Here is a 13242-nt window from a genome sequence, read left to right as displayed (position 1 = left end):
AAATCCTAGAGGAAGAATGGACTCGGCTGGAATAGCGCTTCGACGTCTGATACGTATTTTTTGTTGACCAGGAACATCACCACATGGTCATCCTGCTCGATGACCGTACGGTCGTGGGCAATAAGGACTTCTTCGCCACGAACGATAGCACCAATGGTGGTCCCAGGTGGGAGCTTAATATCTCCAATCGCACGTCCAACCACTTTGGATGTACTTTCATCACCGTGAGCGACGGCTTCAATTGCTTCCGCAGCGCCGCGGCGAAGTGAGGATACGTTCACGATATCAGCGCGACGAACGTGCGTCAGCAAGGCGGAAATGGTCGCTTGTTGTGGTGAGATCGCCACATCAATTACGCCGCCTTGTACCAGATCTACATAAGCGCCACGTTGGATCAGCACCATTACTTTTTTCGCGCCCATGCGTTTTGCCAACATCGCAGACATGATGTTGGTTTCATCTTCGTTGGTCAGCGCGATGAAGACGTCGACTTGGTCGATGTTCTCTTCCGAGAGAAGCTCTTGGTCTGCCGCGTCGCCGCAGAACACGATGGTGTTTTCTAGCTCTTCTGACAGTTTTTCTGCACGTTGGTAGTTACGTTCAATCAGCTTCACGCTGTAGTTTTGTTCTAAGCGCTTTGCGAGACTGGCACCGATGTTACCCCCGCCAACAATCATGATGCGGCGGTACGGTTTTTCTAGGCGCTGAAGCTCACTCATCACTGAGCGAATATGATTACTTGCTGCAACGAAGAACACTTCATCGTCGGCTTCAATAATCGTGGTGCCTTGTGGGCGAATCGGGCGACCCTGGCGGAAAATAGCTGCCACACGGGTATCGATGTGCGGCATGTGCTCACGCAAAGCAGACAGCGCATTACCCACCAGCGGGCCACCATAGTAGGCTTTCACCGCCACTAGGCTGACTTTCTGTTCAGCAAAGCTCACCACTTGCAGCGCGCCCGGGTATTGGATCAGGCGTTCGATGTAGCTCGTAACGAGTTCTTCTGGGGCGATAAGGTGATCAACAGGAATAGCGCCAGATTTAAACAGGGCTTCTTTTTCTGCCAAGTATTCTGGAGAGCGAATACGTGCAACGCGGTTTGGGGTGTTGAATAGAGTGAACGCGACCTGACAGGCGGCCATGTTGGTTTCATCAGTGTTGGTTACTGCGACGAGCATATCGGCGTCTTGCGCACCAGCTTCGTGCAGCACGTCGGGGTGGCTCGCATGGCCATTGACCACACGCAGGTCGTATTTGTCCTGCAATTCACGCAGTCGATCGGCATTGTTATCGACGATGGTGATGTCGTTGTTTTCACCCACTAGGTTTTCTGCCAGTGTGCCGCCAACCTGACCTGCACCAAGAATAATGATCTTCATACTCTTTTCTCGTTATCTGAAAAAGGCGATTGAAATCACTCCAATCGCCCTATTTAGCATGCTGTTACGCGTGTGTTTTAGTTAGCACTGCGTAGTAGAAACCATCCATGTCTTCTTCGCCTGGTAGAATTTGACGACCAGGCTGGTCGGGATCAGAATCCAGCAGTTGCGCATCCGCGGTACGTGCTAAAAACGCTTTTACTTGCTCCACGTTTTCTTGCGGTGTGATTGAACAAGTCGCGTAAACCATTGTGCCGCCGGGTTTCAGTTGCGTCCACATGGCATCAAAAATTTCACTTTGTAGCTCTGCTAATGCGGCGATGTCGTCTGCACGACGTAGCCATTTGATGTCTGGGTGACGACGAATCACGCCAGTCGCAGAACATGGGGCATCCAGCAAAATGCGATCAAATTGCTCGCCTTGCCACCATTCTTGTGGATTACGCGCATCACCGCAAACCACTTTTGCCTGAAGGTTGAGACGCTTCAGGTTTTCATGCACACGTTTCAAGCGTGTGTCGTCGCAGTCAATCGCGACCACTTCACTGCCCGACGTGCGCTCTAGAATGTGCGCCGTCTTGCCACCTGGCGCAGCACAGCAATCTAAAATCAGCTCGCCGTCTTGTGGTTTTAGATAGTTGATCGAGAGCTGCGCTGCCGCATCTTGTACCGAAACCCAACCTTTATCAAAGCCAGGTAGCTTCATCACGTCACATGGTGCGGCCAATTTTATGGCGTCCATTGCTTCTGTGTGTGGCGTGCTATCAATGTTTTCATTTTTGAGCAGCGCAAGGTATTCATCACGAGTGTGGTGTTGATGGTTCACACGCAGCCACATTGGTGCTTTTGGTTATTCGCTTCAACAATGCTTTCCCATTGCTGTGGGTAGGCCTCTTGCAGCAGTTTTAGTAACCAGCTTGGGTGACCGTACTTGCCAGCGTTGTTGCTGACAGCCATTTGGTCGAGTTCTTCTTGGTTGCGTTGGTAGTTACGCAATACAGCGTTAATCAAACCACGCAGACGAGGACCTTTCAGCTCTTTAGTGCCTTCAACCGTTTCACCGACTGCTGCGTGCGCAGGAATACGCATGAAGCTCAGTTGGTAAATGCCAACCAGAATTAGGTGATGGAATACACGTTGTTTGCCTTTGAGCGGCTTATCCATCAACTGGTTTGCGATCATTTCTAGGCGAGGTAGGTAACGTAGCGCACCGTAACAGATCTCTTGTAGCAGAGCGTGGTCACGAGGTCGTACCGTTTGTTGAGCCGCTGGAAGAGCGCTTGAAAGTGAGTGGCCCTTGTCGACGACAAGATACAGGACGTTAGCAGCCGCAGCGCGAACATTCATGATGAGTACCTTAAAGTAAAGGAGGGCATCTCTGCCCTCTAAAAGTTCGTATTATTGGGGATGATTACCCCTAGTATGGCTTAAACCAGCAGAGTGCCGACTTCAAACCAAGCTGCACGTGAGTTCAGAATATCCTGAACTGACATGGCTTTTTTGCCAGGAACTTGCAGTTGCTCTAGCACCAGTACGCCGTTGCCTGTCGCAACATAGATACCGGTTTTATCTGCTTGCACGATGGTGCCGGCTGGCTTGTCACTGGTTTGCTCTGCCACACGGCTTTGCCATACTTTGATGCTGTTTTCTGCCGCCTCAAAGTGGCTCATTGGCCATGGGTTAAAGGCACGAACGCAGCGCTCAATGTGAGCCGCATCGTCGTTCCAATTGATGCGTGCTTCTTCTTTGCTGAGCTTTTTCGCATAGTTCGCGAGTTCATCGTCTTGCTTCACTGGCACAGCTTTACCCGCAGCAATGTCTGCTAGGCAGTCAATCAGGGCTTCTGGACCAAGCTCAGCCAATTTTTCGTACATTGAAGCGCTGGTATCTGTTGCTTCGATTGGCAGAGTTGCAATCTTCAGCATATCACCAGTGTCGAGACCGATGTCCATCTGCATGATGGTCACGCCAGTTTCTGCATCGCCCGCCCAAATAGAGCGTTGGATTGGAGCCGCACCACGCCAACGAGGTAGGATAGAACCATGTACGTTGATACAACCCAGCTTAGGGGTATCAAGAACCGCTTGTGGCAGTAGCATACCGTACGCCACGACAACCATGAGATCGGCGTTCAGATCGGCAAGTTCTTGTTTCGCTTCGTCGGACTTAAAGCTTTCAGGTTGGTAAACCGGGATGTTGTGTTCTAGCGCCAGTTGTTTTACCGGTGGCGCAGCCAATTTCTTGCCACGACCCGCTGGACGATCTGGGTTTGTATAAACCGCGATGACTTCATGCTCCGAAGACAACAACGCCGCCAAGTGACGGGCGGCGAAATCCGGAGTACCTGCAAAGACAATACGTAAAGACTGACTCAAGGTAGACTTCCTTCTAATTGGTATGGGTCGAGATTAAGCGTTTTGCTGCTTCTCGTTAAAGCGTTTGATTTTTGCTAGCTTGTCCTGAATGCGTTTGCGTTTCAGTGGAGATAGGTAATCCACGAATAGCTTACCTTGTAAGTGATCAAGCTCGTGTTGAACACAAATCGCTAGCAGGTCGTCGGCTTCAAAGGTGAACTCTTTGCCATCACGATCCAGTGCTTTAACGGTAACTTCTGCAGCGCGAGGCACAAGTGCGCGTGCACCTGGTACCGACAGGCAGCCTTCTTCGATGCCATCTTCGCCACGCTTTTCCAGAATCTCAGGGTTGATTAGCACCATCGGCTCATCACGAGTTTCTGAAATATCAATCACTACGATACGTTTGTGGATATCAACCTGCGTTGCAGCAAGGCCAATACCTTCTTCGTCGTACATGGTTTCAATCATGTCATCGACGATTTTTTGAATCTCAGGCGTCACCGCTTCAACAGGCTTTGCGACTGTGCGCAGGCGATCATCCGGGAATGTTAATACTTGTAATACAGACATATTCACTCGAAATATTGAACTGTGCCGAAACAGCACAAACCTTGTTGGCTCAATTCTAGACATTTTATAGCCTAAATGACAGCATCCTTGCACCAATTTCCATTCTGGTTCCTGCTTAATAGACCAAGGACGAGGGTCATGAATCGAATTTTCCGCAACGTTGCCAGTGTTACGTTGCCGTTACTTTTCTCTTTCAACGCTGTAGCAAATGTGGATGCGAAACCACTGACTGTTAAAGATGATGCGCCACAAACATATGTAGTCGTGAAGGGCGATACGCTATGGGATATTTCGGCCATGTACTTGGATAGCCCGTGGTTGTGGCCTCGTTTATGGCAAGTAAACCCGGAAATCGACAACCCTCATTTAATTTATCCCGGTGACAAGCTGTCTTTGGTGTGGATTAACGGTCAGCCCGTATTGAGCCTAAAACCAGTTAAGAAGCTTAGCCCGAAAGCACGCATCACGGAAAAGAAAGCAGTACCAACGGTCGCGGAAGGTTTGGTGATGCCGTACCTCAAATCGGATCGGTTGCTAGATAAAGATGCGTTGAACAGTGCAGCAAAAGTGATGGGTAGCAGCAAAGGCAGTAAGTATCTGACGGCAGAAGATGTGCTTTACATCGATGGCAAGCAGACCGCTACAGGCTGGGCTATTTACCGACCGGTAGAAACCTTTTCGCGTGACGATGTGTCTAAAGAGATCACTGCGCTGCGTTTGATTGCCAAAGGCGAACTCGTTGAAGCTTCGAGCGATTATTCTGGTTTGAAGATCACGTCTCAATTGCAAGAAATCCTGCGTAACGATATCGCATTGCCAAATCAATCGGTTGAGAACACTGACTTCACAACAACGTTCTACCCGCTGCCGTCGCCACGAGGCAGCTCTGCAAAGTTGTTGGGCAATATCGAAGGTATTCGCTTTAGTTCAACTAACCAAGTCGTGGTGATTGATAAAGGCACGTCAGACAATCTGAAACAAGGCAGTGTGTTTGATTTAAAAGAAGACGCGCACCCAGTTTACAAAGACGGCGATGAGTTCAAGAAAGAGTTTGGCGTGCTTGATAAGAAAATTACTCTGCCACAGAGTAAAGTTGGCGAATTGCTTGTGATTCGTCCGTATCAGTACTTTAGCTTGGCACTGATCACTAACAGTACGAAACCCATTAACCAAGATGTTTCGGTGGTGTCACCGTTGGCGAACGAATTAACCATCGATGAATCGACGAAATAACGATGATCTCGCTGCCTGGTTAAAACTGAGTTGTTTACCAGGCATTGGCGGGGTCAAAATGAATAAGCTACTGGCAAGAGACACGCCGCGTAACATCGTAAACTTCTCTCCCGAACAGCTACAACAACTTGGGTTAACAACTAAGCAAATTCAAGCTTGGGCTTCAACAGATAAAGAAGTTGAAGCCTGTTTAAGTTGGCTTGAGGCTTCTACAAATCATCATATCCTGACACTGACTGACCCGCTTTATCCACCTCAACTCAAACAAATCGTTGCGCCGCCACCTCTGCTTTTTGTGCAAGGAAGTTCTACTTGTCTTTCGCAGCCACAAATAGCAATGGTTGGCAGCCGAAATGCGAGTATTGATGGCTTACAGCATGCACGCCACTTTGCCGCCGAATTTGTTCAGCACGACTTTATTGTCACCAGTGGTCTCGCTTTAGGCATTGATGGCCATGCGCATGATGGTGCGTTGCAAGCAAAAGGTAAGACGATTGCGGTGCTGGGATCTGGCTTAGAAAATATTTATCCGGCACGTCATCGTGGTTTAGCGCAACGTGTTATTGAACATGGGGCTTTGGTGTCTGAATTTCGTCCCAACGCCAAGCCGCGCCCGGAAAACTTCCCGCGTCGAAACCGCATTATTAGCGGATTATCGCTAGGTGTGTTAGTTGTGGAAGCGGCGGAAAGGAGTGGCTCGTTAATTACTGCTCGTTACGCGCTTGAGCAAGGTCGAGAAGTGTTTGCGCTGCCAGCTTCGATAAATGCCCCTAATGCCAGCGGTGGCAACCAGTTGATACGTCATGGTGCTTGCCTCGTAGAAAAGACGAAAGATGTCTTAGATGAAATACAGTCTTTGCTTGATTGGTCTATTAATCAGAGTACCGATTTATTTTCTACGTTAAATGATGAAGAAGAATTGCCATTTCCTCAGCTGTTAGCTAACGTAGGAAGAGAAGCTACACCGGTTGATATTCTTGCAAACAGGACCAATATACCTGTCCAGGAAGTCATGATGCAGCTCTTAGAGTTAGAACTCTCTGGGCATGTCGTTGCGGTTTCAGGTGGCTATATTCGAAAGGGGAGGGGCTAGCTATGATGATGGATATACTGATGTATCTATTCGAAACCTACATCCATAGCGATGCAGAGTTACAGGTCGAACAAGACGAGTTGGAAGAAGAGCTGCTCCGTGCAGGCTTCCAACAAAAAGATATCTACAAAGCCCTTGTCTGGTTAGAAGAGCTTGCCGCATTGCAGCAAAGTGACACCTCTTCTGCAATCTCGACTTGCATGGCTTCGTCATCAACTCGTATCTACACAGCGAAAGAGATGCAGCGTTTAGATTTGGAATGCCGAGGGTTTTTATTGTTTCTCGAGCAAATCAATGTGTTAACCACAGAAACTCGCGAAATGGTGATTGACCGAGTGATGGGTCTAGAAACGAGTGAGTTTGAGCTTGAAGACCTCAAATGGATCATTTTGATGGTGTTGTTTAATGTGCCTGGCAACGAAAACGCTTACACGCTAATGGAAGAGCTGTTGTACACCAAGGAACAAGGGATTATTCACTAACCCAATCTAGGCAAGTTCGAGTTTAGCTAGTAAGAACGCGAGCTTGTCTTTTGGTGTGTTTTTCACGAAACGGTAAGTATGAGTAGTAAAATAGACAACACCCTTTTCTCTGTCCATGAACACGCATTGGAACACGAGCCGTGTCCTAAATGTGGCAGTGAATTGATCCTCAAACATGGCAAACACGGTCCCTTTCTTGGCTGTAGCCACTACCCAAGCTGTGATTACATCAAAGCCCTGCACAACAATGATGGACACATCGTCAAAGAGCTTGGCGTTCCTTGTCCAGATTGTGGTAACGAGTTGGTATTACGCCAAGGGCGTTATGGGATGTTTGTTGGTTGCAGTAACTATCCGGCGTGCCATCATATTGAGTCGATTAATCAACCAGAGCCAGAAAAGCAGTCGCAAGAGCACCACGCGTGTCCTGAATGCGGTAAAGGTCATTTAGTTGAACGTAAGACGCGTTTTGGTAAAACTTTCTACGCATGTGATAACTACCCTAAATGTAAATTTGCAGTGAATCTCCCTCCGGTAAAGGGGAGGTGCGAAGAATGTGGTTTTACTCTGTTGGTGGAGAAGAAACTCGCCAGAGGTGTGAAATTGCAATGTGCCAACCGTAAGTGCCAGCACACTCAGCAAGGGTAAATACATCAAAGGAATTAAAAAGGGTCGCATCGTGCGACCCTTTGTGGTTTTTGGGGCTAGATTTTAGAGTTATGCTTGTTTCGCAAACTCGTGTACGGCTGGGAATGCCATTGGATCTAAGGCATCCGCGAGAGCGCACAACCTACGGTGCAATTCTCCTGGGTAGTCACCACATACGTTGATGTGACCCATTTTTCGCCCTTCACGCTTCTCTTTGCCGTACCAATGGATGTGACAACCATCCATGGCGAGAAGCGCTTCTGGCAACGTATCTTCACCAAGAATATTCACCATCGAGGTTTCGCGAATCAGTTTGGTGCTGCCTAACGGCAAGCCGCATACGGCGCGCAGGTGGTTCTCGAACTGACAGGTTTCTGCACCTTGCTGTGTCCAGTGACCGGAGTTGTGCACTCGTGGGGCAATCTCATTCACTAACAGTGTGCCATCGACATCAAAGAATTCGAGCGCCAATACACCAACGTAATCTAGGCTATCTGCGACGGCCGTGAGCATCTGCTTGGCTTGGGCTTGCAGTTCTGGCGCATCAATTGCGGTGGATAAGCTCAGTACGCCATTGATGTGAACGTTTTCTGCTAGAGGGTACACTTCAACGCTGCCATCTTTACCGCGAGCACCTACAAGTGATACTTCGCGGTTAAAAGGAACAAACTCTTCAGCAACAATCGCTTGAGTAGGTGTTGCCGCGATGCACTCTGCCATCTCAGTCCAAATGTCGTCGACTTGAGAAGCGTCTTTTAAGCGCCATTGACCTTTACCATCGTAACCACCCAATGCACTTTTCAGAACCATTGGCATACCAACGTGTTCAATTGCGCGCTCAAAGTCTTCACGAGTTTCAATCACGTAGTATTTCGCGTTGCGCACGCTAGCATCATCAAGCAGTGCTTTTTCAATACGGCGATCACCACCTGCTTTGATGGCTTGCGTACTTGGTAGGAACTTGCCGCTCGCTTCGCAAACCTTGAGCACGTCATGTGGAATATGCTCGAACTCGGCAGTAATCACATCAACTTGCGTAATCGCATTTTCCAAGCCATGGCCAAGTACCTGTTGAGTTAAAGGGTGAACGACATCACCGCTGCTGACATCGTAAGCTGAAATTTGAATATTCAGTGGCGCACCAGCCAGAGACATCATGCGAGCCAACTGACCCGCACCAAGAACCAGTACATGCATCTGATTAATCCTCTGCAGGGTTTGGATTTGCGAGTACTGTTTCCGTTTGCTCATTACGGAATGCTTCTACCTTCGCCATGATGTTTTCGTCATGAGTGCCTAGTATTTGCGCCGCTAGGATACCGGCGTTTGCTGCGCCCGCTTCGCCAATCGCTAACGTACCGACGGCAATGCCTTTTGGCATTTGTACAATAGATAGCAGAGAGTCCATGCCTTTTAGTGCGCGAGACTGAACGGGAACACCAAGCACTGGCAAACTAGTAAACGCAGCAGCCATACCTGGTAGGTGGGCTGCACCACCTGCGCCTGCGATGATAACTTTGATGCCGCGTTCTTTTGCGCTGCTGGCGTAGTCCGCCAGTAATTGAGGAGTTCGGTGTGCTGACACGACTTTTGTTTCGTAAGGTACGCCAAATTGGTCTAGCATGTCCGCTGCTAGTTTCATGGTTGGCCAATCGGATTTAGAACCCATGATGATACCGACTTTCATCTCAAACTCCTTCAAGCTGCAAAATTAGGTGAGCTGATAAATTTGTGCGCATTATACGGGGATTTTTATCTCAAGCAAACGTTTGCGTCTTGTTGTTGACGCTATTGATACATTTTATAAAAAAATTGCTTTAGTGTCTGAGAATGAATATTTGTACACTTAGTGAAAATAATACAGTCAGACAATCAGGAAGTAATCGGTGGATAACTTTGAACAAGTGCTCAACGCACTACAACAAGGCGAAGTGATTGCCTACCCAACAGAAGGGGTTTTTGGTGTCGGATGCGATCCAGATAACCCAGAAGCAATTCAAAAACTGCTGGAGCTCAAGCAGCGTCCGGTGGAAAAAGGGTTGATTCTGATCGCCGCAAGTTATGAGCAGCTCTTGCCGTATATTGATGAATCTCAACTGACTCAAGCACAATTAGCGACCGTTCATGCAACTTGGCCTGGTCCATACACTTGGATCATGCCTGCGAGCGATAAAGTCTCCAACTGGGTTTCAGGGCAGTTTGATTCAATTGCAGTTCGTGTGACTGATCATCCTTTGGTTCAAAAGATGTGTAATGCATTCGGAAAGCCGTTAACCTCTACCAGCGCGAATCTTTCCGGCTTGCCACCGTGTATGACCACGGAAGAAGTCGAAGAGCAATTGGGTGACAAGTTGGTGGCCATTCTTCGTGGTGAAACCAGCGGTCGTGATAAACCCAGCGAGATTCGTGACGCCAAGACTTCACAAATATTAAGACAGGGCTAACCCTGCTTGCCAGCCATCAACCGGTATCACGTAATAGGTAATAACGTATGTCAGCAATCGATAAGCACGCCGTAAAGCAGTTCCTGATGTCACTTCAGGACTCCATTTGTCAGCAGTTAGAACAAGAAGATGGAGAGGCCGTCTTTGTCGAGGATGCATGGCATCGTGAACCGGGCGAACGTCTTGGTGGCGGTGGGCGCTCACGTGTTATGCGTGATGGCCTTGTTTTCGAGCAAGGTGGGGTGAACTTCTCGCATGTAGAAGGGAAAGAAATGCCAGCATCTGCGACGGCACATCGTCCGGAGCTAGCGGGTCGCCGTTTTGAAGCGATGGGGGTCTCTTTGGTTATCCATCCCAAAAACCCTTACGTCCCAACTTCTCATGCTAATGTGCGTTTCTTTATCGCTGAGAAAGAGGGCGAAGAACCAATTTGGTGGTTTGGTGGTGGTTTCGACCTGACTCCTTTCTATCCTTTCGAAGAAGATTGTCAGTCATGGCACGATACAGCTAAGGCAATCTGTGCCCCATTTGGTAAAGAAGTATATGCAGAACACAAAGCGTGGTGTGATAAGTACTTCTTCTTGCCACATCGAAACGAAACTCGTGGTGTCGGTGGTTTGTTCTTTGATGATTTGAACCACTGGGAGTTTGATAAGTGTTTCGATTACATCAAAGCGGTGGGTGAAGGCTATTGCCAAGCTTACTTGCCGATCGTGTCTCGTCGTAAAGACATCGAATATGGCGAGCGCGAGCGTGAATTCCAACTTTACCGTCGTGGTCGTTATGTTGAGTTCAACTTAGTGTACGACCGTGGCACTTTATTCGGTTTACAAAGTGGTGGGCGTACCGAGTCGATTCTGATGTCGATGCCGCCGTTAGCGCGATGGGAGTACCGCTACGAACCAGAAGCAGGAACGCCTGAAGCCGAACTTTACGATCGATACCTGAAACCACGCGAATGGTAAGCACGGAATCTCCTTTTCTATATAGATAGATAGTGATAGGGTCATCTGTAATCAGATGGCCCTGTTCTCTCTATATCTAAGTAAGGAATAAAGGTAAGGAAATGACCCTGCAAATCGATCGTTACGCCGTGTTTGGTAACCCTATCGGGCACAGCAAGTCGCCATTTATCCATACACTCTTTGCTCGTCAAACTAATCAGTCCCTAACATACACCGCAGAGTGTGCGCCTGTGGGTGGATTTATCGAGGCGGCGAAAGCATTTTTTGCTGACGGCGGCAAAGGCTGTAACGTGACCTTGCCTTTTAAAGAAGATGCCTATCAATTTGCTAGCCGTTTGACCGAGCGTGCTCAGCTTGCTGGAGCAGTGAATACACTTAAGAAGCTTGATGATGGTGAAATCATTGGTGATAACACTGATGGTGCAGGCTTAGTGCAGGACTTGTTGCAACATCAAGTCGTTTTAGAAGGCGCACGCATCCTGATCATAGGAGCTGGTGGTGCCGCTCGAGGAGTGATTAAACCATTGCTCGATCAAAAACCAATATCTCTAACGATAACTAATCGTACATTTTCCAAAGCCGAAGAATTGGCAGAATTGTTTTCTGCGTATGGCCCTATTACAGCAAAAGAGATGAATACCATTGCTGAAGAGTTCGATGTCATAATCAACTCTACGTCTGCATCATTGAGTAGTGAGTTACCTGCAATCTCTTCCTCGGTATTCGCCACCAATAGTACAAGCTACGACATGATGTATGGCAAAGGTGATACCACATTTAACCAATGGGCTAAGCAACACGGTGCGGCATATGCTTATGATGGTTTAGGTATGTTAGTTGGCCAAGCTGCTGAGAGTTTTATGTTATGGCGCGGTCTTCGTCCAGGAGCCAAACAGATTTTGCGTGAATTAAGAAAGAACCTTGAAGGTCAATAAGCGATGAATCAATCCATTTTATTCCCAGACATGCAATCATGGGATGAAGTATCACAATCAGTAAATTTTGCGGCGCAACAATCAGGCGCGCTAATAGAATGCTTTGTGACGAAACAAAAGTTAGAAAAGTTATCTGGCTCAGAGTTAGATACGGAGCAGGTCGTGCTCTCTGCTTTTATTGACTACCGATTTGATCTGGAAGAAATAGCAGAAGAGTTAATAGAAGATGAAGCCTTCAATGAAGAAGGCCATATCATCATTGGTTAACAGACCTTTAGTTCAAGTCCTCTACTTCATGTAAGTAGTCGTTTTTGTTTTGAACATAGTTATTGGCAGACTTTTGCAAAAAAGCTCGTTCTATCTCTGATAGAGGGCGAGCTTGTTTTACTGGGCTACCGACATAAAGATAGCCGCTTTCTAATCTCTTTCCTGGCGGCACTAAACTGCCCGCTCCAATCATCACCTCTGACTCAATTACAACAGCATCTAAAACAATAGCTCCCATACCAACCAAAACACGATCGTGGATCTCACAACCGTGAAGCATCACTTTGTGGCCAATCGTAACGTCATTGCCAATAATAAGTGGATAGCCGTTTGGGTTTTCAGAGTTCTTATGGGTGACATGCAAAACACTGCCATCTTGAATATTAGTTCGATCACCAATGTGAATGTGGTTCACATCGCCTCGTGCCGCTACTAATGGCCAAATGCTAGAATCGTCCCCAATACGGATATCTCCGACTAACACTGAGGTTGAGTCAACGTAAACACGCTCACCAAGTTGGGGCTTTATACCTTTGTAGCTTCTAATTGAGCTCATCTTTTCTCCTTATTAGGGGCGATTACTGGGGATATGGAGGTAGAATAGTAGTGAAAACTCGCCTTTTAGAATAAAAAACACCCAAACGATAAAAAAATCAAAAAAAACGTGAAAAAGGGCTTGCCAATGTGATCGCAATCTCTATAATGCCACCTCGCTGACACGGCAACGCTTCGAAAGAAACGAAGTCGAGGTTAGCAAGCCAAATTAGCCAAGCGGAAACGCTTGAAGAAAGTTTGAAAAAAGTGATTGACACTAAACTTTAACTCGCTAAAATGGCCGTCCTGTTTTGAGCAAAGCTCAACAGGAA

Annotated in this window: 14 protein-coding genes and 1 pseudogene; 8 read left to right on the top strand and 7 right to left on the bottom strand. The window is 47.7% G+C overall.

Annotated elements, in window-relative coordinates:
• Window positions 1-5: 5 nt before the first annotated feature.
• From trkA to def, 4 genes and pseudogenes are all read right to left on the bottom strand, one after another.
• The gene (gene trkA / locus P4S59_RS00075) at window positions 6-1382 is read right to left on the bottom strand and encodes a Trk system potassium transporter TrkA (protein WP_005394041.1); all 1377 of its coding nucleotides are present in this window, start codon (window positions 1380-1382) and stop codon (window positions 6-8) included.
• A 64-nt stretch (window positions 1383-1446) separates the two neighbouring features.
• A pseudogene (gene rsmB / locus P4S59_RS00070) lies at window positions 1447-2729 on the bottom strand (16S rRNA (cytosine(967)-C(5))-methyltransferase RsmB).
• Window positions 2730-2809: 80 nt separating this feature from the next.
• A complete protein-coding gene (fmt, locus tag P4S59_RS00065) occupies window positions 2810-3757 on the bottom strand; it encodes a methionyl-tRNA formyltransferase (RefSeq protein WP_005461453.1) in 948 nt (315 codons plus the stop codon).
• Window positions 3758-3790: 33 nt separating this feature from the next.
• A complete protein-coding gene (def, locus tag P4S59_RS00060; RefSeq protein WP_005379068.1) occupies window positions 3791-4309 on the bottom strand; it encodes a peptide deformylase in 519 nt (172 codons plus the stop codon).
• 138 nt (window positions 4310-4447) lie between these two features.
• Here def and P4S59_RS00055 point away from each other — a divergent pair, with 138 nt between their 5' ends.
• From P4S59_RS00055 to P4S59_RS00040, 4 genes are all read left to right on the top strand, one after another.
• Window positions 4448-5542 carry a LysM peptidoglycan-binding domain-containing protein gene (locus tag P4S59_RS00055; RefSeq protein ID WP_337167846.1) on the top strand — a complete coding sequence of 365 codons (1095 nt, stop codon included), beginning with the start codon at window positions 4448-4450 and terminating at the stop codon, window positions 5540-5542.
• The gene (gene dprA, locus P4S59_RS00050) at window positions 5526-6635 is read left to right on the top strand and encodes a DNA-processing protein DprA (RefSeq protein WP_337167845.1); all 1110 of its coding nucleotides are present in this window, start codon (window positions 5526-5528) and stop codon (window positions 6633-6635) included. The genes P4S59_RS00055 and dprA overlap by 17 nt, the downstream gene beginning before the upstream one ends.
• A 2-nt stretch (window positions 6636-6637) precedes the next feature.
• On the top strand, window positions 6638-7117 hold the full coding sequence (locus P4S59_RS00045; protein WP_337167844.1) for a DUF494 family protein: 480 nt from the start codon (window positions 6638-6640) through the stop codon (window positions 7115-7117).
• Window positions 7118-7195: 78 nt separating this feature from the next.
• Entirely contained in the window at window positions 7196-7765 is a 570-nt protein-coding gene (locus P4S59_RS00040; RefSeq protein WP_337167843.1) for a DNA topoisomerase family protein, read from the top strand.
• A gap of 69 nt (window positions 7766-7834) precedes the next feature.
• Here P4S59_RS00040 and P4S59_RS00035 read toward each other — a convergent pair whose 3' ends face one another.
• Window positions 7835-8962 carry a 5-(carboxyamino)imidazole ribonucleotide synthase gene (locus P4S59_RS00035; protein WP_104971081.1) on the bottom strand — a complete coding sequence of 376 codons (1128 nt, stop codon included), beginning with the start codon at window positions 8960-8962 and terminating at the stop codon, window positions 7835-7837.
• A 4-nt stretch (window positions 8963-8966) separates the two neighbouring features.
• Entirely contained in the window at window positions 8967-9452 is a 486-nt protein-coding gene (purE, locus tag P4S59_RS00030) for a 5-(carboxyamino)imidazole ribonucleotide mutase (RefSeq protein ID WP_134648207.1), read from the bottom strand.
• A 199-nt stretch (window positions 9453-9651) separates the two neighbouring features.
• Between purE and P4S59_RS00025 the strand changes: the two genes are divergently transcribed.
• From P4S59_RS00025 to P4S59_RS00010, 4 genes are all read left to right on the top strand, one after another.
• Window positions 9652-10209 (top strand): L-threonylcarbamoyladenylate synthase, encoded by a 558-nt coding sequence (locus P4S59_RS00025; protein WP_161442168.1) that lies wholly within the window; start codon window positions 9652-9654, stop codon window positions 10207-10209.
• 47 nt (window positions 10210-10256) lie between these two features.
• A complete protein-coding gene (gene hemF, locus P4S59_RS00020) occupies window positions 10257-11174 on the top strand; it encodes an oxygen-dependent coproporphyrinogen oxidase (protein WP_337167842.1) in 918 nt (305 codons plus the stop codon).
• A 101-nt stretch (window positions 11175-11275) separates the two neighbouring features.
• On the top strand, window positions 11276-12109 hold the full coding sequence (gene aroE, locus P4S59_RS00015) for a shikimate dehydrogenase (protein ID WP_337167841.1): 834 nt from the start codon (window positions 11276-11278) through the stop codon (window positions 12107-12109).
• A 3-nt stretch (window positions 12110-12112) separates the two neighbouring features.
• Entirely contained in the window at window positions 12113-12376 is a 264-nt protein-coding gene (locus P4S59_RS00010) for a DUF1488 domain-containing protein (RefSeq protein ID WP_337167840.1), read from the top strand.
• A gap of 7 nt (window positions 12377-12383) precedes the next feature.
• Here P4S59_RS00010 and P4S59_RS00005 read toward each other — a convergent pair whose 3' ends face one another.
• A complete protein-coding gene (locus tag P4S59_RS00005) occupies window positions 12384-12932 on the bottom strand; it encodes a gamma carbonic anhydrase family protein (RefSeq protein ID WP_337167839.1) in 549 nt (182 codons plus the stop codon).
• Window positions 12933-13242 lie beyond the last annotated feature (310 nt).

The organism is Vibrio sp. M60_M70, from assembly GCF_037162085.1.
GTDB classification, from domain to species: Bacteria; Pseudomonadota; Gammaproteobacteria; order Enterobacterales; family Vibrionaceae; genus Vibrio; species Vibrio diabolicus.
Note: the sequence above shows the minus strand (reverse complement) of the source record. Positions and strands in the feature narration are given on the sequence as shown.

Excerpts from the sequence above, each read along its gene's own strand:
- trkA (WP_005394041.1), bottom strand. The coding sequence starts at position 1,382 with ATGAAGATCATTATTCTTGGTGCAGGTCAGGTTGGCGGCACACTGGCA.
- def (WP_005379068.1), bottom strand. The coding sequence starts at position 4,309 with ATGTCTGTATTACAAGTATTAACATTCCCGGATGATCGCCTGCGCACA.
- P4S59_RS00055 (WP_337167846.1), top strand. The coding sequence starts at position 4,448 with ATGAATCGAATTTTCCGCAACGTTGCCAGTGTTACGTTGCCGTTACTT.
- dprA (WP_337167845.1), top strand. The coding sequence starts at position 5,526 with ATGAATCGACGAAATAACGATGATCTCGCTGCCTGGTTAAAACTGAGT.
- P4S59_RS00045 (WP_337167844.1), top strand. The coding sequence starts at position 6,638 with ATGATGATGGATATACTGATGTATCTATTCGAAACCTACATCCATAGC.
- P4S59_RS00040 (WP_337167843.1), top strand. The coding sequence starts at position 7,196 with ATGAGTAGTAAAATAGACAACACCCTTTTCTCTGTCCATGAACACGCA.
- P4S59_RS00035 (WP_104971081.1), bottom strand. The coding sequence starts at position 8,962 with ATGCATGTACTGGTTCTTGGTGCGGGTCAGTTGGCTCGCATGATGTCT.
- purE (WP_134648207.1), bottom strand. The coding sequence starts at position 9,452 with ATGAAAGTCGGTATCATCATGGGTTCTAAATCCGATTGGCCAACCATG.
- hemF (WP_337167842.1), top strand. The coding sequence starts at position 10,257 with ATGTCAGCAATCGATAAGCACGCCGTAAAGCAGTTCCTGATGTCACTT.
- aroE (WP_337167841.1), top strand. The coding sequence starts at position 11,276 with ATGACCCTGCAAATCGATCGTTACGCCGTGTTTGGTAACCCTATCGGG.
- P4S59_RS00010 (WP_337167840.1), top strand. The coding sequence starts at position 12,113 with ATGAATCAATCCATTTTATTCCCAGACATGCAATCATGGGATGAAGTA.
- P4S59_RS00005 (WP_337167839.1), bottom strand. The coding sequence starts at position 12,932 with ATGAGCTCAATTAGAAGCTACAAAGGTATAAAGCCCCAACTTGGTGAG.